General features: G+C 71.3%; 23 protein-coding genes. 14 read left to right on the top strand and 9 right to left on the bottom strand.

The genetic code is table 11. The features are described 5' to 3' along the window. Positions 1–158 precede the first annotated feature (158 nt). The 5 genes from ABD54_RS04810 (at position 159) to ABD54_RS04830 (ending at position 4,771) form a co-directional block, all read left to right on the top strand. Positions 159–1,154: an ABC transporter permease gene (locus ABD54_RS04810; protein WP_047868211.1), complete on the top strand. Its 996-nt coding sequence runs from the start codon at positions 159–161 to the stop codon at positions 1,152–1,154. Beyond that, a complete protein-coding gene (locus tag ABD54_RS04815) occupies positions 1,151–2,059 on the top strand; it encodes an ABC transporter permease (protein WP_047868212.1) in 909 nt (302 codons plus the stop codon). Before ABD54_RS04810 ends, ABD54_RS04815 begins: the two co-directional genes overlap by 4 nt. Then, entirely contained in the window at positions 2,059–3,015 is a 957-nt protein-coding gene (locus ABD54_RS04820) for an ABC transporter ATP-binding protein (protein ID WP_047868213.1), read from the top strand. Before ABD54_RS04815 ends, ABD54_RS04820 begins: the two co-directional genes overlap by 1 nt. Positions 3,016–3,023: 8 nt before the next feature. Beyond that, positions 3,024–3,932, top strand: coding sequence for an ABC transporter ATP-binding protein (locus tag ABD54_RS04825; RefSeq protein WP_047868214.1), 909 nt, complete (start codon positions 3,024–3,026; stop codon positions 3,930–3,932). Positions 3,933–4,567: 635 nt separating this feature from the next. Then, positions 4,568–4,771, top strand: coding sequence for a cold-shock protein (locus ABD54_RS04830; protein WP_047868215.1), 204 nt, complete (start codon positions 4,568–4,570; stop codon positions 4,769–4,771). Between the two features lie 81 nt (positions 4,772–4,852). On the opposite strand, the gene ABD54_RS04835 is transcribed toward ABD54_RS04830, so the two are convergent. The 7 genes from ABD54_RS04835 to ABD54_RS04865 form a co-directional block, all read right to left on the bottom strand. Next, positions 4,853–6,421, bottom strand: coding sequence for a glycerol-3-phosphate dehydrogenase/oxidase (locus ABD54_RS04835; RefSeq protein WP_047868216.1), 1,569 nt, complete (start codon positions 6,419–6,421; stop codon positions 4,853–4,855). Positions 6,422–6,857: 436 nt separating this feature from the next. After that, positions 6,858–7,610, bottom strand: coding sequence for an MIP/aquaporin family protein (locus ABD54_RS04840; protein WP_047868217.1), 753 nt, complete (start codon positions 7,608–7,610; stop codon positions 6,858–6,860). Between the two features lie 215 nt (positions 7,611–7,825). Beyond that, the gene (glpK, locus tag ABD54_RS04845; protein ID WP_047868218.1) at positions 7,826–9,325 is read right to left on the bottom strand and encodes a glycerol kinase GlpK; all 1,500 of its coding nucleotides are present in this window, start codon (positions 9,323–9,325) and stop codon (positions 7,826–7,828) included. A gap of 259 nt (positions 9,326–9,584) precedes the next feature. Further along, complete coding sequence (locus ABD54_RS04850; protein WP_047868219.1) at positions 9,585–10,376, bottom strand: IclR family transcriptional regulator; 792 nt, start codon at positions 10,374–10,376, stop codon at positions 9,585–9,587. Positions 10,377–10,519: 143 nt separating this feature from the next. After that, complete coding sequence (locus tag ABD54_RS04855) at positions 10,520–11,524, bottom strand: low specificity L-threonine aldolase (RefSeq protein ID WP_047868220.1); 1,005 nt, start codon at positions 11,522–11,524, stop codon at positions 10,520–10,522. Between the two features lie 87 nt (positions 11,525–11,611). After that, complete coding sequence (locus ABD54_RS04860) at positions 11,612–12,067, bottom strand: MarR family winged helix-turn-helix transcriptional regulator (protein ID WP_047868221.1); 456 nt, start codon at positions 12,065–12,067, stop codon at positions 11,612–11,614. A 2-nt stretch (positions 12,068–12,069) separates the two neighbouring features. Next, on the bottom strand, positions 12,070–12,702 hold the full coding sequence (locus tag ABD54_RS04865) for a DJ-1/PfpI family protein (protein WP_047868222.1): 633 nt from the start codon (positions 12,700–12,702) through the stop codon (positions 12,070–12,072). 605 nt (positions 12,703–13,307) lie between these two features. On the opposite strand from ABD54_RS04865, the gene ABD54_RS04870 reads away from it, so the two are divergent. Continuing rightward, positions 13,308–13,637, top strand: coding sequence for a hypothetical protein (locus ABD54_RS04870; RefSeq protein ID WP_047868223.1), 330 nt, complete (start codon positions 13,308–13,310; stop codon positions 13,635–13,637). 221 nt (positions 13,638–13,858) lie between these two features. After that, the gene (locus tag ABD54_RS04875) at positions 13,859–15,235 is read left to right on the top strand and encodes a GntP family permease (RefSeq protein WP_047868224.1); all 1,377 of its coding nucleotides are present in this window, start codon (positions 13,859–13,861) and stop codon (positions 15,233–15,235) included. A 27-nt stretch (positions 15,236–15,262) separates the two neighbouring features. Here the strand turns inward: ABD54_RS04875 and ABD54_RS04880 are convergent, their stop codons facing one another. Next, positions 15,263–15,979: a FadR/GntR family transcriptional regulator gene (locus ABD54_RS04880; RefSeq protein ID WP_047868225.1), complete on the bottom strand. Its 717-nt coding sequence runs from the start codon at positions 15,977–15,979 to the stop codon at positions 15,263–15,265. A 138-nt stretch (positions 15,980–16,117) separates the two neighbouring features. On the opposite strand from ABD54_RS04880, the gene ABD54_RS04885 reads away from it, so the two are divergent. Beyond that, on the top strand, positions 16,118–16,648 hold the full coding sequence (locus tag ABD54_RS04885) for a gluconokinase (RefSeq protein WP_047868226.1): 531 nt from the start codon (positions 16,118–16,120) through the stop codon (positions 16,646–16,648). 106 nt (positions 16,649–16,754) lie between these two features. After that, positions 16,755–17,249, top strand: coding sequence for a hypothetical protein (locus ABD54_RS04890; RefSeq protein WP_053063543.1), 495 nt, complete (start codon positions 16,755–16,757; stop codon positions 17,247–17,249). A 133-nt stretch (positions 17,250–17,382) separates the two neighbouring features. On the opposite strand, the gene ABD54_RS04895 is transcribed toward ABD54_RS04890, so the two are convergent. Beyond that, complete coding sequence (locus ABD54_RS04895) at positions 17,383–17,790, bottom strand: hypothetical protein (RefSeq protein ID WP_047868227.1); 408 nt, start codon at positions 17,788–17,790, stop codon at positions 17,383–17,385. Positions 17,791–18,130: 340 nt separating this feature from the next. On the opposite strand from ABD54_RS04895, the gene ABD54_RS04900 reads away from it, so the two are divergent. The 5 genes from ABD54_RS04900 (at position 18,131) to ABD54_RS04920 (ending at position 24,308) form a co-directional block, all read left to right on the top strand. Next, positions 18,131–19,798, top strand: coding sequence for an ABC transporter substrate-binding protein (locus ABD54_RS04900; protein ID WP_047868228.1), 1,668 nt, complete (start codon positions 18,131–18,133; stop codon positions 19,796–19,798). A gap of 242 nt (positions 19,799–20,040) precedes the next feature. Beyond that, positions 20,041–21,045, top strand: coding sequence for an ABC transporter permease (locus tag ABD54_RS04905; protein WP_047868229.1), 1,005 nt, complete (start codon positions 20,041–20,043; stop codon positions 21,043–21,045). Further along, positions 21,045–22,088 (top strand): ABC transporter permease, encoded by a 1,044-nt coding sequence (locus tag ABD54_RS04910; RefSeq protein ID WP_047868256.1) that lies wholly within the window; start codon positions 21,045–21,047, stop codon positions 22,086–22,088. Before ABD54_RS04905 ends, ABD54_RS04910 begins: the two co-directional genes overlap by 1 nt. A 1-nt stretch (position 22,089) precedes the next feature. Next, positions 22,090–23,205 carry an ABC transporter ATP-binding protein gene (locus ABD54_RS04915; protein WP_047868230.1) on the top strand — a complete coding sequence of 372 codons (1,116 nt, stop codon included), beginning with the start codon at positions 22,090–22,092 and terminating at the stop codon, positions 23,203–23,205. Continuing rightward, on the top strand, positions 23,202–24,308 hold the full coding sequence (locus ABD54_RS04920) for an ABC transporter ATP-binding protein (protein WP_047868231.1): 1,107 nt from the start codon (positions 23,202–23,204) through the stop codon (positions 24,306–24,308). The genes ABD54_RS04915 and ABD54_RS04920 overlap by 4 nt, the downstream gene beginning before the upstream one ends. Positions 24,309–24,407: the final 99 nt, after the last annotated feature.

The raw sequence follows: 24,407 nt of genomic DNA on the forward strand, positions 1-24,407 counted from the left end.
CCGCTGACCACTCCCCGACCCCGGCCGAGGCACGGCGCGAAAGAGCCCGGCCGGGGGACGCCCCAGGAGAGCGGGCGCGGCACGGAACACCACACAGGGCCCGTGCCGCGCCCCTCCGGGGCCACTCGACTGTCCGCCGCCATCACCTGGAGGAACGTGTGTGGCGCTATATCGGTCGTAAGCTCTTCGTCTACCTGCTTACGTTCATCGTCGCGGTCACCATCAACTGGATGATTCCGCGTTTCATGCCCGGCGACCCCATCCGCAGCATGCTCTCCCGAGCCTCGGTGGGCGACCCCGATGCCCTGGCGGCCATGACCGCCTACTACGAGGAGGTCTTCGGCCTCGACAAGCCGCTGCACGAGCAGTACCTGAGCTTCTGGGCGGGTCTGTTCCAGGGGGATCTGGGCATCAGCGTGATGCTCTACCCCGAGCCGGTCCTCGACGTCATCATGAGGGCGGTCCCCTTCACCCTGGGACTGCTGCTCCCCGCGATCCTGCTCAGCTGGGTCATCGGCAACCGCTTCGGCGCCTTCGCCGCCCGGAGCAAGGCCCTGGACAACACGGTCCTGCCGGTCGGCTACATCCTCACCGCCACGCCGTACATGTGGCTGGCCCTGCTGCTGGCCTGGAGCCTGGGCATCGTCGCCGGGATCTTCCCGGCCTCGGGCGGCTACAGCTTCTCCCTGCGCCCCGAGTTCAGCTGGCTGTTCATCTCCAACCTGATCACCCACTGGTTCCTGCCGTTCCTGTCCATGTTCCTGGTGGCGCTCGGCGGCTGGGCGATCGGCATGCGCAACATGATCATCTACGAGCTGGACGCGGACTACTCCAACTACCTCCAGGCCCTCGGCGCGCCGCGCAAGCTGGTCCGGCGCTACGCGTTCCGCAACGCCATGCTGCCGCAGATCACGGGCCTGGCCGTCCAGCTCGGCACGATCATCGCGGGCTCCCTGCTCACCGAGATCGTGTTCAACTACCCCGGCCTCGGCAAGCTCATCCTGGACTCCCTGGACAGCCGCGACTTCTTCCTGCTCCAGGGCGTCTTCCTGTTCGTGGTCGTCGGCGTGCTGATCGCCAACTTCATCATCGACATCGTCTACGTGCTGATCGACCCGCGCACCCGGGTCCAGATGACGGGAGGCTCCTCATGACGAACGTCGCCGGAGCTCCGGGCACCGCCGAGAAGGCGGCCGCCCCCGAACCGGCCGGGCGCAAGGGCTCCGAGGCCCTGTACTTCGCCCGGCGCAACCCCAAGCTGCTCATCGGCTCGAGTGTCGTTCTGGCCTTCCTGCTGCTCGGGATCATCGGCCCCCTCTTCGTCAGCGACAGCCCCAACGAGTACGTCGGCCCGCAGATGCAGGCGCCCGGCGGCGAGTACTGGCTGGGCACCACCACGTTCGGCCAGGACATCTGGGCCCAGTTCGTGCACGGCGTGCGCGCCACGTTCATCATCGGCCTGTTCGGCGGCGGCGTCGCCTTCGTCATCGGCACGGCGGTCGGCTTCGTCGCCGGGTACAAGGGCGGGATCGTCGACGAGATCCTCAACATGATCACGAACGTGGTCCTGGTGCTGCCCGCGATGGTCGTGCTCATCGTCGCGATCGCCTACCTGGACGCGCGCGGCCTGTTCGTGCAGGGCCTGTTCATCGGTCTGACCGCCTGGCCGTGGGCGGCCCGCGCGGTCCGTTCGCAGGCGCTGTCCCTGGCCACCCGCGACTACGTGGACCTGGCCCGGCTGAGCGGTCGGCGCACCTGGAAGATCATCACCACCGAGATCGCGCCCAACATGAGCTCGTACCTGGTGATGTCCTTCATCCTGCTGTTCGGCGGCGCGGTCCTCACCGCGGCCGGTCTGGACTTCATCGGCCTCGGCCCCTCCAACGGCGTGTCCCTCGGCCTGATGCTGGAGAGCGCCGTCGCCTGGAGCGCGCTCACCCTCGGCATGTGGTGGTGGTTCATTCCTCCGGGTCTCGGCATCACCGTGATCGTGGGCTCGCTGTACATCCTCAACGTCGGGTTGGACGAGGTCTTCAACCCCAAGCTGCGGGAGCTGTGATGACCCTGCGCGTCAAGGACCTGAAGGTCTACTACCAGACCCTGCGCGGGGACGTCCACGCCCTCGACGGCGTCACGTTCGACCTCGCCGACGGGGAGATCATGGGCCTGGCCGGCGAGTCCGGCTGCGGCAAGACCACCCTGGGCAAGAGCCTGATCCGCCTGGACTCGCGGATGCGCCACGTCGGCGGCACGATCGAGCTGGACGGCGAGGACGTGCCCATCGCCGACGACCGCGCGATGGTGCCCCTGCGGTACCACGAGATCTCGCTCATCCCGCAGTACGCGATGAGCGCGCTCAACCCGACCCGCAAGATCGGGAAGATGATCAACGAACTGCTGCGCGCCCGCGGCGTGCGGCCAGCCGACGTCACCGAGGAGCTCCACCGCCGCCTGGAACTGGTCGGCCTGGACACCGACGTGCTCAACCGGTTCCCGATCGAGCTGTCCGGCGGCATGAAGCAGCGCGTCGTCATGGTCATCTCGACCCTGCTCAACCCGTCGCTGCTGATCGCCGACGAGGTCACCTCCGCCCTGGACGTGTCCACCCAGCGCTCCGTCGCCGAGTCGATGGTGGAGTTCCGCGACCGGGGCTACATCAAGAGCATGGTCTTCGTGACCCACGACATCTCGCTCGTGTACCAGATGGCGGACACGATCATGGTGATGTACGCGGGCCACATCGCGGAGAAGGCGCCCGCGAGCACCATCATCAACGAGCCCAAGCACCCCTACACCCAGATGCTCATCGGGGCGCTGCCCGAGGTCGGCTCCACCTCCACCGTGCAGGGTGGGCGCCTGGCGGGCATCCCCGGCACCCCGCCGGGGCTGCTCAACCCGCCCACCGGCTGCCGGTTCAAGGACCGCTGCCCGATGGCGTTCTCCAAGTGCTCCGAACAGCCGCCGCTGGTGGAGATCGAACCCGGCCACTGGGCCGCCTGCTGGAAGACGGGGTGAGGTAGACCGTGCTGGAACTCAGCCACGTGCACAAGGTGTACAAGGTCGGCGCGTTCGGCGGTGACCGCCTGCGCGCCGTCCGCGACGTGAGCCTCACGGTGGGGGCGGGTGAGGTCGTCTCGCTGATCGGTGAGAGCGGCAGCGGCAAGAGCACCCTAGGCAAGATGGTGCTGGGCCTGTTCAAGCCGACCTCGGGGAGCATCACCTTCGAGGGCACCGACATCACCACCATCAAGGGCCACACCGCGCGCAAGGAGTACTACCGCCGCGTGCAGGGGGTCTTCCAGGACCCGTTCAGCTGCTTCAACCCCATCTTCAAGGCCGACCGCGTCTTCGAGATGGTCCGCACCTCCTACTTCCCGAAGACCCCGGAGACGGAGTGGCGGGACAAGGTGCTGGACGCGATCGCCACGGTGCGCCTGGACCCGGGCAACGTCCTCAACAAGTACCCGCACCAGCTCAGCGGCGGCCAGTTGCAGCGCCTGCTGATCGCGCGGGCGCTGCTGCTGGACATCAAGCTGCTGGTCGCCGACGAGATCATCAGCATGCTCGACGCCTCCACGCGCATCGACGTGCTCAACCTGCTCGCTGACCTCAAGGAGCGCGGCCTGGGCATCCTGTTCGTCACCCACGACCTGTCGCTGGGCAACTACGTCAGCGACAAGTCGGTGATCCTGCGCAAGGGCGCGATCGCCGAGATGGGACCGACGGCCAGGGTCTTCGACAACCCGCTGCACCCCTACAGCCGCCACCTGCTGTCCTGCGTGCCGCAGCTGCACCGCACCTGGGCCGAGGTCGACGCCGAACTGGCGGCCAACCCCCCCGAGGACGTCGTCCTGCCGACGGCGCCCGACGAGGACTCCGCTCCGCTGATCGAGGCCGAGGAGGGCCACTTCGTGGGGATCGACCAGGGCTGAGCCGACCGCTTCCCCTCATCCCGGCGCCCGTCCACCCCCGCGGGCGCCTCGGTCTTTTCCGGCCCTCCCGGCGCGCTCCCGACACCGGTTTCCGAAAGCCGCGATTCGACGAGCGAACCAGGGCGGCCGACGGTGGTTTCCGGGTGCCCGCACGGTCCCGGCACCCCTAGCGGGGGCCGGTTCCGGGCGCCGACGGGCCCGTCGCCGAGGGCGTCGGCCGACGTTCCGGGCTGCTCCTGCGCCCGCCGGGCCGCACGCCGGGGCGGTCGCGGGCGGGCGCCGCCCCGGAGCCGGGGCGCTCACGTGCGCACCCGTCCTGAGGTGCGCCGACGACGTGGCGGCGACGTCCGCCTGAACGGGGTCCGACACCCCGGCGTGCGCTCCGGAGCAGCACGCGTGTACCCTGGAGGGTCCGCCGGTATTCCCCGGCGGGCCGTGCGGGTTGCCACATCGGAATCCTTCGCTGGCCGACCTGTCTGTGGTACGTTCGAAGTGATTGTTAGTCGTTGAATTTCGCAGTTGGTGTCTTGCCCGCGGAGTTTGTGACCGGCGGGCGGTTTCTTCAAGGAAGTCCGGCTCGCGGCAATTCGCGGACGTGAGTCTGCGTCCGTGTACACCGAGCTGAAGGAGAGAACATGGCTCAGGGAACTGTGAAGTGGTTCAACGGCGAGAAGGGCTTCGGCTTCATCTCCCCCGACGGCGGCGGCCCCGACGCCTTCGTTCACTACAGCGCCATCCAGGGCACGGGCTTCCGTAACCTGGAGGAGAACCAGCGCGTGGAGTTCGAGGTCGTCCAGGGCACCCGTGGCCCGCAGGCCGAGAACGTCGTCGCGATCTAGCACGCGATAACTTCGCGCAACGCCCCGGAAGGCACCGCCTTCCGGGGCGTTCGCGTGCCCGGCCCCCGCAGGAGCCGGGGCTCACCCCGCGAGCAGGGCCTCGGTGCGCCGACGCACCTCGGGGGTGTCCAGCCCCCGCACGGTCACCGTCGTGCGGCGGCGCAGCACGTCGTCCGCTTTCACCGCCCACTCGCGGTCGCGGGCGAAGACCACCTGCGCCCAGATGTCGGGGCCGTCGGGGTGGACGCGCTCGCCCAGGCGCGGCTCCTCGCGCACCATCGCCGCGATGTCCATGGCCAGGCTCCCGTAGTGCGACGCCAGGTGGCGGGCGACCAGCGGGTCCAGCGGGGCGCCGGGCGCGCGGTCGGTGATCAGCCGCTGGGCCACCGCGTCCGGGCTGGCCAGTCCGGGCAGCGGCACCGTCCGCAGCGGGTCGGCCATGTCCTCCGACAGCGGCACTGCGCTGACCTTGCGCAGCTCCTTGAGGACGGCGCGGCCGATGTGGCGGTAGGTCGTCCACTTGCCGCCCGCCACCGAGAGCATCCCGCCCCGCCCCTGGGTGACCACGGTCTCGCGCTTGGCCGCGCTGGTGCCCCCGGGTCCGCCGGGCAGCACCCGCAGCCCCGCGAAGGAGTAGTCGACGTGGGAGGCGTCCAGATAGGGCGCGTCGATGCCCAGCGCGGCCTCGCCCAGGATCTGCTCCACGTCGGCGGGCACGACCGACACGTCGGCCGGGTCCCCGGTGTACTCCTCGTCGGTGGTGCCCAACAGCAGCCTGCCCTCCCACGGGATCGCGAACGACACCCGGTACTTGTCCACGGGGATGGTCAGCGCGGCGCGCCAGGGCTCGGGGGTGCGCAGCACCAGGTGCGCGCCCTTGGACAGGCGGACGCTGGGCGTCGCGGACGGGTCCTCCATGCTCCGCAGCCGGTCCACCCACGGGCCGGTCGCGTTGAGGACCAGCCGCGCGTCGATGCCGAACTCCCCGCCGTCGACGCGGTCGCGCAGGTCGGCGCCGGTCACCCGGCCGCGGGTGGTGCGCAGTCCCACGACCTCGGCGTGGTTGAGCACCACCGCGCCCGCGTCCACTGCGGCGCGCACGCTCATGACGGCCATCCGGCTGTCGTTCATCTGGTGGTCGCTGTAGGCGGCCACCGACCGCAGGCCGTCGGTGCGCAGGCCCGGGGCGAGGCGCCGCGCCTGGGCGGGGGAGAGCAGGCGGCCCATGCCGTCGCCGAAGGCCGACAGGGCCGAGTACAGGAACACCCCGGCGCCCATCTTCGCGGCCCCGTGCGGGCCGCCGGAGTAGATCGGGACGAGGAACGGCATGTGATTGACCAGGTGCGGCGCCACCTCCGAAGCCAGGGACCGGCGCTCGCGGTGGTTCTCGGCCACCAGGCGCACCTGCCCGCTCTGGAGGTAGCGCAGTCCGCCGTGCACCAGCTTGGAGGAGGCGCTGGAGGTCGCTCCGGCGAAGTCTCCGGAGTCGACCATGGCCACGCGCAGTCCCGCCTGGGTGGCGGTCCAGGCGACGGAGGTCCCGAGGATCCCGCCGCCGACGACCAGGAGGTCGAAGGTCCCCCGGGTGAGCTCGTCGCGTGTACGCGAGCGCGACGAGGCGATGCGGTTCTGGCTGGCGCTGACGGTCATGGCTGTGCTCCTCGGAGGGATGGAGGGGGCCTCGCGTGCACCTGAACAGTCTCCACTCTTCAGGCGATGTATCGCCTTCATGATACGACAATGCCGAACGCCAGTGAAGAAGAGGGGGTCCTCTCGCCGGGAAAACGGGTCCAAGTGCGGCCCGGAGCGTAGACGAGTCTGGCGAAAGTTGCCCAGGGGAGTCGAGTCAATGCACGGGGCTCCTGAGATGCGGCATTGTCGAACCTCGTCGGCCGGTGGCGCGGTCTGTCCGCGCGGAAGGAAGGGCGCGCACGGCGAAGCCCCGGGGCGTCGCACAGCGACGCCCCGGGGCTTCGCGGGGCCCGGGCCCGCTCCGCCGACCCGGAAGTCGGGGCCTCGGCAGGCCCGGGCGCTCGTGGGCGGGCCGGCCGGGTGCGGCGGTCACACCGCCCCCGGCCGGCGGTGCTCAGGCGCCGAACCCGGTGAGCTTCCAGATCCACGCGCCGATCACGCCGCCCACCAGGGGGCCGATCACCGGAATCCAGGCGTACCCCCAGTCGGAGGGGCCCTTGCCGGGGATCGGCAGCACCGCGTGCGCGATGCGCGGTCCCAGGTCGCGGGCCGGGTTGATGGCGTATCCCGTCGGGCCGCCCAGGGACAGGCCGATCGCCAGCACCAGCAGGCCGGTCAGCAGCGGCGCCAGGCCGTTCGTGAACAGGCCGCTCAGGTCCACGCCGCCCTCGATGGAGACGTAGCCGGAGTTCGCGCCGATGCCCAGCACACCCAGGAGCAGCATGGCCGTGCCGACGACCTCGGTGATGAGGTTGGCCACCGGGTTGCGCACGGCCGGGGCTGTGCTGAACACGCCCAGCTTCGCGTCCGGGTCGTCGGTGATCCTCCAGTGCGCCAGGTAGACCAGGTAGACCAGGACCGCGCCGGTGAAGGCGCCGCCCATCTGCGCCAGGATGTAGCCCGGGACCTGGGCCCAGCCGAACTCGCCGATACTGGCCAGGCCGAGCGTGACCGCCGGGTTGATGTGGGCGCCGCTGGTGGCGCCGGCGACGTAGACGGCCATCGCGACCGCCATGCCCCAGCCGAAGGTGACGACGATCCAGCCGCCGTTGAGGGCCTTGGAGCGTGCGAGCGAGACACCGGCGACGACACCGCCGCCGAGCAGGATCAGGATCGCCGTACCGACGAACTCTGCCAGGTAGACCATGGAGACCTCCGCCCCGTCAAGGGAAACCGGGTCACGGGGGCCTCACCCCCGCCACCGGCGCCGGGCCGGAGGCGGGGGTTCAACAGGACGCACCCGTCACAGGAATGGGATGGAGCGGAGCGCGCACGGCGCCCCGCGGGCCGGTTCCCGGGAGCCGAAGGTGGCAGCCCGGGCTCCTGGGAACCGGTCGTTCGGTGGGGTGACGCCGCCCCGCGCTACTGGGCGTCCTCGTGCTCGACCCAGTCCAGGGTGCGGCGCACTGCCTTGTTCCAGTTGTGGTACTCGCGCTCGCGCACGGCGGGCTCCATCTTCGGGGTCCACTCGGCGGCCTTGTGCCAGTTGGCGCGCAGCGTCTCGACGTCGGGCCAGTAGCCCACCGCCAACCCCGCGGCGTAGGCGGCGCCCAGGCAGGTGGTCTCGGCGACCATCGGGCGCACGACCTCGGTGTCGAGCACGTCGGAGAGGATCTGCATGAGCAGGTTGTCGGCGGTCATGCCGCCGTCCACCTTGAGCGTGGTCAGTTCCGTGGGCGCGTCGGCGTTCATCGCGTCGACGACCTCGCGGGTCTGCCACGCGGTGGCCTCCAGGACGGCGCGCGCGATGTGGCCCTTGTTGACGTAGCCGGTCAGGCCCGCCATGACGCCGCGCGCGTCGCTGCGCCAGTGCGGGGCGAACAGGCCGGAGAAGGCGGGCACGATGTAGCAGCCGCCGTTGTCCTCCACGGTGCGCGCCAGCGTCTCGATCTCGGGCGCGCTGGAGATCAGGCCCAGGTTGTCGCGCAGCCACTGCACCAGGGAGCCGGTCACCGCGATGGAGCCCTCCAGGGCGTACACGGCCGGTTCGTCGCCGAGCTTGTAGCCCAGCGTGGTGAGCAGGCCGTTCTCTGAGGTCACCGGCTCCGTGCCCGTGTTCATCACCAGGAAGGTGCCGGTGCCGTAGGTGCCCTTGACGTCGCCGGGGTCGAAGCAGGTCTGGCCGAACAGGGCGGCGTGCTGGTCGCCGAGGGAGGAGGCGACGGGGGTTCCGGCCAGGTAGCCCCGGGCCTCGCCGTAGACCTCCGACGACGAGCGGATCTCGGGCAGGACGCCCTCGGGGATGCCGATGGCCTCCAGGATCTCCGCGTCCCACTGAAGGGTGGACAGGTTCATCAGCATGGTGCGGCTGGCGTTGGTCACGTCGGTGACGTGGCGGCCGGTCAGCTTCCAGATGATCCAGGTGTCCATGGTGCCGAACAGGACCTCGCCGCGCTCGGCGCGTCCGCGCAGGCCGTCGACGTTGTCCAGCAGCCAGCGCAGCTTGGGGCCGGAGAAGTAGGTGGCGAGCGGCAGGCCGCACCGGTCGCGGAAGCGGTCCTGGCCCTCCTCGCCGCCCAGTTCGCGGACCAGGTCGTCGGTGCGGGTGTCCTGCCAGACGATGGCGTTGTGGACCGGCTCGCCCGTCTCGCGGTCCCAGACCAGGGTGGTCTCGCGCTGGTTGGTGATGCCGACGGCCGCGATCTGGTCGGGGGTGACGTCGTTCTTGTCCAGGGCTCCCCTGATGACCGCCTCGACGTTGGTCCAGATCTCCACGGCGTCGTGTTCGACCCAGCCCGGCTTGGGGAAGATCTGCCTGTGTTCGCGTTGGTCGACCGAGACGATACGTCCGTCGCGGTCGAAGAGGATGCAGCGGCTCGACGTGGTGCCCTGGTCGATCGCGGCGACGTACTGCTGACTCATCGGGTGCTCGCCTTCAGGGTGGGGCTCGGGACGGGGCCGGACGCACACGGTTTCGGATTAAACCCGCACGTTGTACGACATTGACGTATGAGTAGCCGTTAGTTTCATCCGTCTTTCCTTCCCATGTCAAGGCCGTGTGACGCAATCGTGTCGCGTGCGTCACGTCCTCTCGGGGCAACGCTGCCAGGCGCGGGCGGACGCCGGAAGCCGCCGCGCGGAAGGCCTTCCGCGGGCGGTGCCGGAACCGTGCCGTGATCCCTCAGTAGGGGGTGACGCCGAGCTCCCGGGAGATGGCCCGCGCCGCGTCGCGCACGTAGGAGACCTGCTCCATGTCGGGCCTGCCCCCCTCCCCGCGCAGGCGCTCGACGGCGCCGCGCACCCCGATGGCGCCGACGGTCGTGCCGCGACGGTCGCGGATGGGGGCGGCGATGGAGACCTCGCCGTCCACGAGTTCCTCGGCCTCCCAGGCCCAGCCCTCGTCGCGCACCTGGTCGAGCTGGCGCTCCAGCACGGCTGGGGAGGTGACGGTGTGCCGGGTGAAGGAGGTCAGGGCCGGCGCCCCTCCGCTCTCGACCACGGCCGGGTCCTCCTCGGGGGCCGCCAGGGGGTCGAAGGCCATGAGGACCTTGCCGATGGCGGAGGCGTGCAGCGGCAGCAGCGTGCCCACGTCCAGGGTCTGCTGGGAGGCGTCGGGTCGGAACACGTGGTGCACCACGAGCACCTGGTGCTTGTGCAGCGTGCCGATCCGCACGCTCTCGCCGCTGCGTGAGGCCAGGCTGTCCGCCCAGTTCAGGGCGCGGGTGCGCAGCTCGTTGCCGTCCAGGTAACGGGTGCCCAGGCTGAGCATGCCCCCGCCCAGGCGGTAGCGGCCCGACTCGGGGTCCTGCTCGACGAAGCCCACGTGCTGGAGGGTGCGCAGGATGCCGAGCGCGGTGCCCTTGGGCAGTTCCAGGGACCGGGAGATCTCCGCGAGGCTGAGCCCGCGGGCGCCGGTGGCCAGGATCCGGAGAATGGCTGCCGCGCGTTCGATCGACTGGATTCTTCCCGGCATTGCGGTGCTACCACTCTCTAGTACGACAATGTCATACGCGAAATGCTACTACGCGTTGTGACGCGTGGCACGCCCGCGGCAGCCGGGCGGTCAGGCGATCGGCACAGTCTAGGTCGGCCGACCGCCGCGCCCGGCCGCCGGGGTCACAGCTCGGCGGCGGCCTCGGCCACGCCCCGGGCGGCCTCCTCGACGTCGCGGTCGGTGGTCTCCAGGTGCACCACCAGGCGCACGGCGTCGCCGATGCCCAGCCCCGCGACCCCGTGGCGGGCGAAGGCCTCGGCGTAGCGCGCCCCCTGTCCGGCGGGGGCGGGCACCAGCACCATGTTGGTCTGCGCCCGCACGGCCAGCCCGGAGCGCTCTGAGATCAGCCGGGCCAGCTCCGCGGCGCGCTCGTGGTCCTCGGCCACCCGCTCCCGGTGGTGGCGCAGCGCGTACAGGGCGCCGGCGGCGATGATCCCGGCCTGGCGCATCCCCGCGCCGAGCAGCTTGCGCCCGCGCCGGGCCCTGCGCACAGTGTCGGCGTCCCCGACCAGCGCCGAGCCCACCGGGGCGCCCAGGCCCTTGGAGAAGCACACCGAGACCGTGTCGAACCCCGCCGCGACCTCGGCGGGGGCGGCGTCCAGGGCGGCGGCCGCGTTCCACAGCCGCGCCCCGTCCAGGTGCGCGCGCAGTCCGTGCCTGTGCGCGAACCCGGTGACCCGGCGCTGTTCGGCCAGCGGCACGACGCGGCCGGTGAAGGTGTTCTCCAGCCATACCAGGGCGGGCTCGGCCCGGTGGACGTCGCCCCGCCCGGCGATCCACGACTCCAGCACCGCGTCGGCGGGGCAGAGCCCGTCCGAGTACAGGCGCGGCAGGGCCCGGGCCAGCACGGCGGTCGCGCCCTGCTCGTCGCCGATGAGGTGGTGGTTCTCGTGCGCCCACACCTCCTCGCCGCTGCGGGTGGACACGTACAGCCCGAGCTGGTTGGCCATGTGCCCGGACGGCACGTACAGCGCGGCCTCCCCGCCCAGCAGCCCGGCGGTCTCCTCCTCCAGCTCCCGCACGGTCGGGTCCTCGCCCCACACGTCGTCGCCCACCTCGGCCTCGGCCATGGCCCTGCGCATGGCCGGGGTGGGGCGGGTGACGGTGTCGGAACGCAGGTCGATCATGGAGTCTTCCTCCTGGTGGGACGCGTGACCTCGGGAGGGGCGGGCCCGGGGCGGACGGGGTGTCCGCCCGACGATACTGCCCGCCGCTCAGTCGCTCCCGATCCGGTCCAGGGCACGTGAGAGCCGGGCCAGCGCCTCCAGCACGCGAGCGCTGTCCTCCCCGCCCAGTTCGGCGACCAGGGCCTTGGCCACCCGCTCGTGGTCGGGGCTGATCCGGCGCAGGGCGTCCAGGCCCTCCCCGGTGGCGGCGAGCAGCTTGGCGCGGCTGTGCGCCGGGTTCGGCCGGTACTCGGCCAGCCCCCGCTCCACCAGCAGGTCGGCGATGCGCTGCACGCTCTGCCGCGTGGTGCCGAAGCGGCGCGCGACCGCCGACACCGGCAGGGGTTCCCGGGCCACCGCGCCGAGCACCTGCCAGCGCGCGGCGGTCAGTCCGGCGGCGCGTGCCAGTTCCTCGGCCACCGACAGGAACTGCCCGTTCAGACGGAAGACGGCGAGCGCGGTCCCGGTGAGCAGGTCGGAGTGTCTGTCCTCGGAAGGGGCCATGCTCAGGCACCCTCCAGCAGCACGTGGTAGGCGCCGGGGTCGTGCTCGGCGTGCAGCCGGTACCACGCGTCGAGGACGCGGGGCGTGTACAGGTCCAGGGCCGCGAAGACCTCCCGGGCGAACTCCAGGGGCGCGGTGGGCCCGGCCGTGATGAGGCCGTCGTCGGAGACCGCGAGCGCGGAGCGGTAGCGGCGCATCCCGGCGTAGCCGGTGGCCAGCAGGTACTCGGGCGCGGCGCTTGTGTGGTCGCGGTAGTCCAGGAGCCCCTCCCGGGCCAGCCCGGCCGTGGCGCCGCAGATGGCCGCGACCGGTACACCGGCGTCGAGCCAGATCCCGGCCGCGGAGGCGAACGGGGAGAAGGCCTCGGGGTCCACGTCCCAGCCGTCGGCCCCCGGCAGGATCAGCATCGCGCTGGAGGAGGGCTTGAGCTGGGGCAGGGTGATGTCCGGCAGGACGGTCAGCCCGCCCGCGGTCGTGACGGGCGCGCCGGTGAGGCCGACGGTCACCACGTCGTAGCGCCCGGGGTCGCGCTGCCAGTCGCCGCACCGGATGGTCGCGGTGGTGTGCCCGATCTCCCAGTCCGCAAGCTGGTCGTACACGGCGAGGTGGACGGTCTGCCTGGTGTCTTCGATCATGACAGCATGCTGTCATCATGACAGAATACTGTCAATGCTCGAAGGGTGACCGGAGGCTGGGGGCTTTGCGTGGGCTCCCACGCGACCGGTGGGTCCTGTGCGGGTGTTCGCGCTTCTCCGCAGGGGTGGGGCCCGGAGGCCCCACGGGCATAATGGATCAGGCAGCACCCGCCGCGCTTTTTCGGGCCTTCGGCAAGTGCATAAAACCCCCTGAAGAAAACCGAGAGGTTGCCCCCCTCGCCGAGTGGAGCCGGCTGTCGTTTCTTCCTGGCCGCCGGTGTTTCCAGGTACCGGTACCTGTCCACGGAGACGCCGCTGACCGGGGGCGGAGAAGATCTTCTCGCAGTCCGGAACCTGTTCGCTGGCTTCGGCTGCGAATCCGTTCTGGAGGGAACCGGCGACTGCGGGAGCGCCGACGACGTCCGGGAGAGGATCCGCCGTTGGGCCGCCGGTGCCGAACCGGGCGGGGAGGAGGCCGTCGTCCTGTGCTTCGCGGGCCGCGGATACGCGCACGGCCGGGACCGGCGCCACCCGTGCCGCTGGGGCCCGCGCGAGGGCGCGCCCGCCTCGACCGCCCCGGCCGCCGAGGGCCTGGTCCGGGTCCCGTGCGAGGGCGGCCGCGCGGGCTGCGGCTGGTCCAGGGCGCCTGTTCGGCCGGGGCGTCCGCCGCCGACGCGGTCCGGGCGCGGGGGCTGATCTTCGGCCGCCTCCCGCCCTCCCCCGAGAAGGGCCGAGGCACCCGCCCGACGGCGGTGCGCACGTGCACCAACGTTGCCGGCCGACGCGACGCGGCCGCCCTGGTCAAGGAGCCGGACCCGCTGTTCGGCGGGGTGGCGGACCTGCCGGCGGACGACGGGCCCAAGGCGCGCGACGCCTCGTTTTGCCCCACGTCTCGGGGAGTGGGGCGGGTGCTGGCCCCGGGGATCGCGGAGTGACGACCGAACGCGCTCGTGTGTCGCATGTCACCCCCGCCCCGAAAGCTGCTGGTGGGTCGGGTTTCCGGTGACGCAGGTCTCGCGGGCGTAACAGAACGGAACGCCGGTGTTCACATAACCTCACAAATGATATTACCATTCTCGGAGCCTGCCCCCAGAGCAGGTCGGAGCCGTACTCCCGTACAGCTCAGCACCACCGCACACCCACGGAAGGCTCCGTCGTGGAGAACTTCGAACCCGTCTACGGGACGGGACCCCTTCTCGGGATCGCTGCGGGAGCCATCGCCCTCCTGCTGTTCCTGATCATCCGCCTCAAGCTGCACGCGTTCGTGGCGCTCATCCTGGTCAGCGTCCTGACCGCCCTGGCCGCCGGCATCCCAGTCTCCGGGGTGGTGCCCACCCTCCTGGACGGCTTCGGGGGCACTCTCGCCAACGTCGCCCTGCTCGTCGGGCTCGGCGTGATGATCGGCCGCCTGCTGGAGATCACCGGGGGCGCGGCCGTCCTGGCCGGGGCGCTGATCAAGCTCTTCGGCGAGAAGCGCGCGCCGCTCGCGCTCGGCGTCGCCTCCCTCCTCTTCGGCTTCCCGATCTTCTTCGACGTCGGCCTCATCGTCATGCTGCCGATCGTCTTCAGCGTGGCCCGCCGCGTCGGCGGATCCGTGCTCATGTACGCGCTGCCCACCGCGGGAGCCTTCGCGGTCATGCACGCCTTCGTGCCCCCGCACCCCGGCCCGGTGACCGCCGCCGTGGAGATCGGGGCGGACATGGGCCTGGTGCTCCTGGTCGGCACCCTCCTGGCCATCCCCACCTGGTACCTGGCCAGCTACCTGTTCGGCCTGTGGGCCGGGAGGAAGTGGGAGCTGCCGGTCCCCGAGGACATCATGTCCGACGGCACCGTCGAGCACGAGAACCCGCCGCGCCTGGTGACCGTCCTGGCCGTCCTCCTGCTGCCGATGCTGCTGATCTTCGCCAACACCGGTGTGACCACGTTCGTCTCCACGGGCGCGGTGTCCGCCGAGGCCACCTGGGCGCAGGTCCTCCAGCTCCTCGGACAGACCCCGATCGCACTGCTCATCACCGTGCTGTTCGCCATGGTCGTGCTCAGCCCGGGCCGCTTCACCCCTCAGCGGGTGGAGGAGATCGTCGGCGGCGCGCTCGGCCCGGTCTGCGCCATCATCCTCATCACCGGCGCGGGCGGCATGTTCGGCGGAGTGCTGCGCACCAGCGGCATCGGCGACGCCCTCGCCGACAGCCTGGAGTCCACCGGCCTGCCGGTGATCGTCGCCGCCTTCGTCATCGCGCTCGCGCTGCGCGTCGCCCAGGGCTCGGCCACCGTCGCCATCACCACGGCGGCGGGTCTGATCGCCCCGGCCGTGGCGGCCACCTCGGGGCTCTCCTCGATCGACCTGGCCCTGATCGTCATCGCGATCGCCTCCGGCGCCACAGCCCTGTCGCACGTCAACGACTCCGGGTTCTGGCTGGTCGGCCGTTTCCTGGGTATGGACGTCAAGACGACGCTCAAGACCTGGACGGTCATGGAGACCCTGATCGGCTTCATCGGCTTCGGGCTCGCCTTCGGACTCAGCCTGGTGCTGTGACCGCGGGGGTGGAACCCGGACGTCCGCTCAGGGCGGGGGTTCCGCCCTCCGGTCGCCCTCCAGCGCGACGGACACCTCGGTGACGATGGAGCGCATCGCGGCCTCCGCCACGTCGGGGAGGCCGTCCCGGATGGCCTGGGCCACGGCCTTGTGCAGCCGCAGCGCCTCCGGGCGCGGGTTGCGCGGCATCAGGTGGTAGGAGGTGCGTCCGACCAGGACCTCCGCCACCACCTGGGACAGGCCGACGAACATCTCGTTGCCGGAAAGCTCCAGGATGCGGCGGTGGAACGTGACGTCCAGCTCCAGGAAGGTCTCCAGGTCACCGGCGCGCCCGGTGCGGACCATCTGGTCGGCGACCACCACCAGCTGGGCCCGCTCCTCGGCGTCGCCGCGCTCGGCGGCCAGGGCCGCGGCGCCCGGTTCCAGCGCGGCGCGCAGCTCGTTGAGCGAGCGCAGCTGCTCCATCCGGCCGGGCCCGGCCAGGCGCCAGCGGATGAGCTGGGGATCGAAGACGCTCCAGTCCCGGCGCGGTCGCACGCGGATGCCGGTGCGGGGGCGGCTGACCACCAGCCGCATGGACTCCAGGACGCGCACGGCCTCGCGCGCGACCGTACGGGAGACGCCGAAGTCCTGTTCCAGGCCCTGGAGGGTGAAGGTGTGGCCGGTCCGGTACTCGCCTGCGGCGATGGCGGGTCCGAGCACCGCCAGCACGCGGTTGTGCAGTGTGCGGTGGTCCGTGGCCATCGTTCTCCTCGTGCTCCGGGGCCGTCCGGTTGGCCGCATGCGGCCGTGGGGTCACGCTGAAGCCTAGCCGGGTTGATTGATATCACTATTAATGGTGACGCTTGCGGCCACGCAGGGGCACCACGACACGGAGAAACCATGCACTTTGTCTTCATGGGGGTCTCGGGCAGCGGCAAGACCACTGTCGCCGAACGTGTGGCCAAGCACCTGGGCCTGCCCTTCGCCGAGGCCGACGACTTCCACCCCCGGGCCAACATCGACAAGATGGCGGCGGGCGTCCCGCTGACCGACGAGGACCGCTGGCCGTGGCTGCACGAGCTGGCACGGTGGATCGCCGAGCACGAGGCCGCCGACCGGTCCACGGTCATGGCCTGCTCGGCGCTCAGGCACAGCTACCGCGACGTCCTGCGCCAGGCCGCCCCTGGGGTGCGCTTCCTGCACATGCACGGCTCCGCCGAGGTGATCTGGCGGCGGATCGAGGCCCGTCGGGACCACTTCATGCCGCCCGCGCTCCTGGAGTCGCAGCTCGACACCCTCGAACGGCTGAAGGCGGACGAGCCGGGCCTCGAACTCGACGTCAGGGACGACGTGGAGTCCCTCGTCGGGCAGGCCCTGGAGTACGCGGGGCCGCTCCTGCGCCCGGCGGAGGCGCCGGTCGTCGGGGACTGAGGGGAGCGGCGTCGGGCCACGGCCGCGTCACCGTCGTGTCTCGAATCGCGTGCACGGTTCCGCGGGCGCCTTGCGTGGTTCCTCCCGAAACGGGACGCTGTTCGGCATGTCGAACCCCGTCTCGTCCCCCGTGTCCCCCGCCTCCCGGATCCTCGGGACCGCACGCTCCTCCGCGGCGGGCCTCCTCGCGGAGCGCCGCCCCGGTGTGCGGCCCCCGCGCGACGTGCGCCAGACCTTCGCCCTGATGCTGGTCGCCGTCCCCGCGTACGGCCTGCTGGCCTACCTGGCGGCCGACCGGACGCTCTCGGGCGCGCACGGGGACGCCGCAGAGGGCCTGCGCGCTCTGATGGTCACCGCCGCGCTCGCGGGCGTGGCCCTGGGGGCCCTGTCCGTTCCGGTGCGCCGCGGCGGCAACGCCCTGTGGCGCACCGCCCAGGTCGTCGCCGCGGCCGGAATGGGGGTCGCCGTGGCCGGTCTGTACGCGGCCGCGCGGCTGGTGGACACGCAGCTGCTGCTGGCCTCGGTCGTGGTGGCGGTCGCCGCCATCGTCGTCAACATCGCGCTGTGGAGCACCGAGGTCCACCGCTGGTGCGGCCGGTAGGGGGTCCGGCGCCCGCTGGCCGGCCCGGCGGTACGCCCCGCCCCTCGCGGTCGGGCGGCCGCAGCCCGCGTCCCGCCGGGCGCGCACCCGAAGGGGGAGGGGGACGACGGCGCGCCGTCGTCCCCCTCCCGCGCTACTCCTCGTCGTCCTCGCCGTCGGCGGCCGCGTGCAACCGCGCCAGGTGGTCGCTGTCGTCCTCCCCGTGACGGCCCAGGTAGATCTCCCTGGCCTCGTCCGCGATGTCGGCCGACTCGTCCTCGAAACCGTAGTCGGCCAGGTCGTCCAGCAGGTCCAGCGCCCGGTGCAGGGCGTCGCCGTCGTCGGGGGACTGGGCGGCCTCCTGCGGCAGGTGGGCCACGACCCTGGCGAGGACGGCGGCGCGCGCCTCGTCCACTGCGCTCTCGGATCCGGCCGCGGCGGTCAGCCGGATCCTGGTGATGGGATCCTCGTCGGCCACCAGCATCAGCTGTTCGGCCAGCCAGGAGGCCTCCTGGCCCTCGAGGAACGCGGTCAGCGCCGCGTCGTCAAGCGGTGTGGTCATTGGCAGATCATAGGCCCGCCCGGTGGCTCCGCCGACACCGGTGTCCGGGCTCCGGGGCGGGCCCGCGAGCCCGGAGAACACATTCTTTCATCCGATCATCGGATATCAGGTGTCGGGGGAATCCTCTTTCCCGTGTTACGGGGGTGTTGCCGTGAAGTCTCACGTGATAGTGCGTTCATCTGTTCGACAACTCGTATCCGAAAATGTGCCCATGGATCACGGCACAGATGGGAAACGGTTGTATTAATACCCAGCTGTCTATCTTCACAGCCGCTCTCGGCGCGGTCTAGGGTCCACTCAATCGTTCCAGGGCCTGCCGGGCCCCGCACTGAGGTGGACCATGTTCAGGAAGCCTTTCCGAAAGCCGTTGGCCCTCCTGGCCTCCGCGGCCGCGCTCACGCTGGTGGCCACAGCGTGTGCCGAGAGTAACCGCGATGGCGGGGGGACCGACGCGTCGGAGCCCTTCGTCTTCGCCTCCGCGGGCGACATCAAAACCCTCGACCCCTTCCTCACCAGTGACGGTGAGACCTTCCGTTACAGCAGGCAGGTCTTCGAAACCCTTCTCGAACACGAATCGGGCGGGACCGAAATCGTCGGCGGACTCGCCGAGGACTGGGAGCAGTCCGAGGACGGCACCGTCTGGACCTTCCACCTGCGCGACGGCGTCGTGTTCCACGACGGCGACGAGTTCAACGCCGAGGCGGTCTGCGCCAACTTCGACCGCTGGTACAACCTCACCGGCGGTTTCCAGAGCTCCAACAACTCCTATTACTGGCAGTCGATCTTCGGCGGCTTCGCGGACAACGAGAGCGACGACCTCGCCGACCCCCGGTACACCTCCTGCGAGGCCTCCGACGAGCTGACCGCGGTCATCACGATCGACGAGTACTCCTCCATCTTCCCCGGCGGCTTCAGCCTCGCTTCGTTCGGCATCATGAGCCCCACCACGCTGGAGGCCATCGCCGACGCCGAGATCACCGGGGAGGAGGGCAACTTCACCCTCCCCGAGTACACCCAGACGGCCGGAACCGTCGCGGGCACCGGACCCTTCACGGTCCAGGAGTGGGACCACGACCAGGCCGAGGTGACCCTCCAGCGCTTCGACGACTACTGGGGCGAGGCCGCGGGCTTCGAGACGATGATCCTGCGCGCGATCCCCGACGAGACCGCCCGCCGCCAGGCACTGGAAGCGGGTGACGTCCACGGCTACGACCTGGTCGCCCCCGCCGACGTCGCCCCCCTGACCGAGGCCGATTTCCAGGTGCCCACCCGCGGCGTGTTCAACGTCCTGTACATGGCCTACCAGCAGGAGGCCAGCGAGGCGCTCGCCGACCTGGAGGTGCGCCGGGCCCTCGCCCACGCCGTGGACCGCCAGCGCATCGTCGACACGATCCTGCCCGAGGGCGGCGAGGTCGCGACCCAGTTCCACCCCGACACCCTCGACGGCTGGTCCCCGGACGTGCAGACCTACGAGTACGACCCCGAACTGGCCCAGGAGATGCTGGCGGACGCCGGGCAGGAGGACCTGACCCTGGAGTTCTGCTACCCGACCGACGTCACCCGCCCCTACATGCCCGCGCCGCGCGACATCTTCGACGTCATCGCCGCGGACCTGGAGGCGGTCGGCGTCACCGTGGAGCCGGTCACCTACGAGTGGACCGAGTACATCCCGCGCACCAACTCCGGCGAGTGCCCGCTGTACCTGCTCGGCTGGACCGGCGACTACAACGACGCCTACAACTTCATCGGCACCTGGTTCTCCCAGTACAACAGCGAGTTCGGCTTCCGTGACGAGGACCTGTTCGAGGCCATGGAGGAGGCGAGCACCAACCCGGACCAGGAGGAGCGCGTCGCCGCCTACCAGGACCTGAACAACCAGATCATGGACATCCTGCCGGGGCTGCCCATCTCCAGCTCCCCGCCGTCCATCGCCTTCTCCGCGAACGTCAACCCGCCCAACGTCAGCCCGCTGACCCAGGAGCAGTTCGCCGAGGCCTCCTGGAAGTAGTCCCCCCGCCCACGGGGAGGGGAAGGGCCCGACCGGCCGCCGGTCGGGCCCGCCCACTGCCCGTGGGCGGGCCCCGGCCCGTCCGGTGCCGCGCGCCCCGGAGCCGAGGCACCGCCCGGCCGGGCGCGCCGCCCGCGCGCCGACCGGGCCCCTCGTCCGAACCACCCGCTCGAACTCCCGCCGCGATCCGGCGGGGGACGCTTCGCGTCCATCGTTCCCACCACTGGCGAAAGGCGGCGAAGGTGCTGCGATTCATCGTCAGGCGTCTCCTCCAGCTGATCCCGACACTGGGCGGCCTGTCGATCCTGCTGTTCGTCTGGCTGCAACGGCTGCCGGGCGGACCGGAGTACGCCCTCCTCCCCGACGACGCGACGGCCGAACAGCGCGCCGCGCTGCGTCGCTCCCTCGGCCTGGACGAACCGGTCACGGTTCAGTACCTGGCCTTCCTGCGCCGTATCCTCCAGGGCGACCTCGGGACCTCGCTCTCCACCGGACGGCCGGTCACCGAGGAGTTCTTCACCCGTTTCCCGGCCACGTTCGAACTGTCGGTCACTGCGATGCTTATCGCGGTCGCCGTCGGAGTCCCCCTCGGTTACCTCGCCGCGCGCAGGCGCGGCTCCGTGCTGGACTTCGCGGCCGTGGGCGGATCCCTCCTGGGCATCTGCACGCCGGTGTTCTTCCTCGCCTTCATCCTGAAGGTGGTCTTCGCCGAGCGGCTCGGGATGTTCCCTTCCGCCTTCCGGCTCTCCCCGGGCCTGATCCGCACCGACCTCAGCGGGTTCGTCGTCCTCGACGGCCTGCGCACCGGGGAACTCGACGTGGTGTGGGACGCCCTGCTCCACCTCGTGCTGCCCGGGATCGCGCTGGCCTCGATCCCGCTCGCCGTGATCGTCCGGATGACCCGCGCCAGCGTGCTGGAGGTGGTCGGCGAGGACTACGTGCGCACCGCCAACGCCAAGGGGCTGCACCGCAACACCGTGCGCACCCGCCACGTGATGCGCAACGCCATGCTCCCCGTGGTCACCTCCGTCGGACTGCTCACCGGAAGCCTGTTCGCCGGGGCGGTGCTCACCGAGAGCGTCTTCGCCTTCCCCGGCATCGGCTCGTTCGTCTACGCGGCCACGCAGGGGCGCGACTACCCGGTCCTGACCGGGTTCATCCTGCTCATCGCGACCATGTACGTGTTCATCAACCTGTTGGTGGACATCTCCTACAGCCTCCTCGACCCGAGAGTGCGGGCCCAGTGATGCCGACGACACCGAGCCCCCACCACCGGTCCGAGCCCGCGGGCGCCCCTGAGCCCGAGGGCGCCGCGGCCCAGCGCACACCCCTCCTGGGACGCAAGGCGGCCAGGGTGGACCGGCTGGCCGAACTCATGGGCCAGCGCGAGGAGGGCGAACACGGCGCGGGCATCTGGCGCACCGCCTTCGAGCGCATGCGCCGCAGCCCCATGGCCATCACCGGCGCCGTGATCGTCGTGGTGTTCCTCGTCGTGGCGCTGTTCTCACCGCTCATCGCGCCCTACGACCCCGTCTCCCAGAGCTGGGGCGGCGAGGTCTTCCCCAACCGCAACGTCTTCGTCGGCCCGCGCGCCGAGAACTGGCTGGGCCTGGACAACCTCGGCCGCGACCAGTTCTCCCGCATGGTGATCGGCGCCCGCCAGACCCTCCTGGTCGGCGTGGTCGCCACCCTGGTCGGCTTCGGCGTCGGCGCGCTGCTCGGCGGCGCGGCCGGGGCCGCCGCGGTCCTGGGCGGCCGCTGGGGGCGTCAGGTGGACAACGCCGTCATGCGCGTCATCGACATGATGCTGGCGCTGCCCACCCTGCTGCTCGCGGTCACCATCGCCGCCCTGGTCGGCCCCAGCCTGACCACGGTCATGTTCGCGGTCGGCGTGGCGCAGATCCCCATCTTCGCCCGCCTCCTGCGCGGCGCGATGCTCTCCCAGGGCAACCGCGAGTACGTGCTGGCCGCCCGTGCGCTGGGCGTGCGCAAACACAAGATCGCCCTCGTGCACATCCTGCCGAACTCGCTCGGCCCGGTGATCGTGCAGTCCACGCTCACCCTGGCCACCGCCATCATCGACGCCGCGGCCCTGTCCTACCTGGGCCTGGGCAACCCGGATCCGGCCTTCCCCGAATGGGGGACCATGCTCGCCGACGCCCAGCGGTTCCTGTCCAGCGCGCCGCAGCTGGCCGTGTACCCGGCGCTGGCCATCATCGTCACCGCCCTGGGCTTCACCCTGCTGGGTGAGGCGATGCGGGAGGCGCTCGACCCCAAGCTGAGGAAGTGACATGAGTTCCAGCACGCCGCTGCTGGCGGTGGACGAGCTGTCCGTGGTGTTCGGCGGCCGCGGCTCCGACGAGGTGCGGGCCGTGGACGGGGTGTCCTTCACCCTGGAGGAGGGCCGGGTGACCGGCCTGGTCGGCGAGTCCGGCTGCGGCAAGAGCGTCACCTCGCTCGCCCTCATGGGCCTGCTCCCGGACCGGGGGGTGCGGGTCGGCGGCAGCGCCGTCATGCGGCTGCCCGACGGCCCCGTCGACCTGTTGAAGCTGTCGCAGAAGCGGATGCGCGACCTGCGCGGCTCCCAGTTGGCGATGATCTTCCAGGATCCGCTCAGCTCCCTCAACCCCGTGGTGCCCATCGGCCGCCAGGTCACCGAGATCCTGCGCCGCCACCGGGGGATGCGCGGTTCGGCGGCCGAGAAGGAGGCCGCCGACCTGCTGGACCGGGTGGGCATCCCCGACCCCGCCCGGCGGCTGCGCGAGTACCCGCATCAACTGTCGGGCGGCATGCGCCAGCGCGCGCTCATCGCCATGGCGGTGGCCTGCCGCCCCAGGGTGATGATCGCCGACGAGCCCACCACCGCCCTGGACGTGACCATCCAGGCGCAGATCCTGGAACTGCTCCGGGACCTGGTCACCGAGGAGGGCACCGCCCTGCTGATGATCACGCACGACCTGGGTGTGGTCGCCGGGCTGTGCGACGACATCAACGTCCTGTACGCGGGGCGGGCGGTGGAGACGGCGCCGCGCGCGCCGCTGTTCGCCGACCCCACCCACCCCTACACGGTCGGCCTGCTGGGCTCCATCCCCCGGCTGGACGCCCCGCGCGGCGAGCGGCTCACCCCCATCCGGGGGTCGGTCAACGACAACATCGCCTGGGCGCAGGGGTGCGCGTTCGCGCCCCGCTGCGACCACTACACGATGGAGTGCCTCCAGGGGCCGCCGGAGCTCGTGGCGGTGGGCGCCGCGGCGGGTGTGGAGGAGGGCGGCCGGTCCGGGGAGAGCCCGGCGGCCGCACACGTGCACCGGTGCGTGAACCCGGTCCGGGACGCGGACGCGGCCGACCGCCCCACGCTGGACGGCCCGGGCGGTCCGGACGGCGACGACGAGGAGGAGCGGGGATGAGCCTGCTGCGGATCAACGACCTCAAGGTGCACTTCCCCATCAGGAGGGGGGTGTTCTTCGACCGCACCGTCGGCCACGTGCGCGCGGTCGACGGAGTCAGCCTGGAGATCGAGAGCGGCCAGACCTACGGCCTGGTGGGCGAGTCGGGCTGCGGCAAGACCACCCTGGGCCGCGCGGTGCTGCGGCTGGTGGACGTCACCGAGGGCGAGGTGCTCTTCGGCGGACAGGACCTGGCCGGCCTGGACGAGGAGTCGATGCGCCGCCAGCGCAAGAACCTCCAGATGGTGTTCCAGGACCCGCTGGGCAGCCTCAACCCCCGGCAGAACATCGGTTCCATTCTCCTGGAGGGACTGCAGACCCACGGGATCGGCGGCCCGCCGCCGGGGGAGGGCCCCTCCGGCGGCAGGGAGCGCCGTGCCCTGGTCCTCGAGGACCAGCGCAGGCGCGTGGTCGACGCCCTGGAGAGGGTGGGCCTGTCGGCGAAGGCGCTCACCCGTTACCCGCACGAGTTCTCCGGCGGCCAGCGCCAGCGCATCGGCATCGCCCGCGCGCTCGTGCTGGAGCCCGACCTCATCATCTGCGACGAGCCGGTGTCGGCGCTGGACGTGTCGATCCAGGCACAGGTGCTCAACCTGCTGGAGAGCCTCCAGCAGGAACTGGGGCTGACCTACCTGGTCATCGCGCACGACCTGGCCGTGGTCCGCCACGTCAGCGACGTGGTCGGGGTGATGTACCTTGGCGGCCTGGTGGAGGAGGCCTCCAGCGACGACCTGTACGAGACGCCGATGCACCCGTACACGCGCTCCCTCATGTCGGCGGTGCCGGTCCCCGACCCGCAGGTGGAGGACAGCCGCGAGCGCATCCTGCTGGCGGGCGACCTGCCCTCGCCCGCCGACCCGCCCAAGGGCTGCCGCTTCCACACCCGCTGCCCGTGGCGGCAGGAGGAGCGGTGCGACACCGAGCGGCCCGAACTGCGCCCGGTCGGGAACACCGCCGGGGGCGGCACCCACAGGGTGGCCTGCCACTACGCCGAGCAGATCCTCTCGGGCGAGATCCGTCCCAGGGAGGAGATGGCCGAGCGCATCGTGCACGGCACCGGTTGAGCCGACCGGCGGGGGCGGCCGTCCGGGATCCGGACTGCCGCCCCCCGTGCCTGGCCACCGTGCGGCGGTCCGGGTGTTGGCGTCCTCCGGCTCCGTGAC

Source organism: Nocardiopsis sp. RV163 (assembly GCF_001029525.1).
In the GTDB taxonomy this organism is placed as follows: domain Bacteria; phylum Actinomycetota; class Actinomycetes; order Streptosporangiales; family Streptosporangiaceae; genus Nocardiopsis; species Nocardiopsis dassonvillei.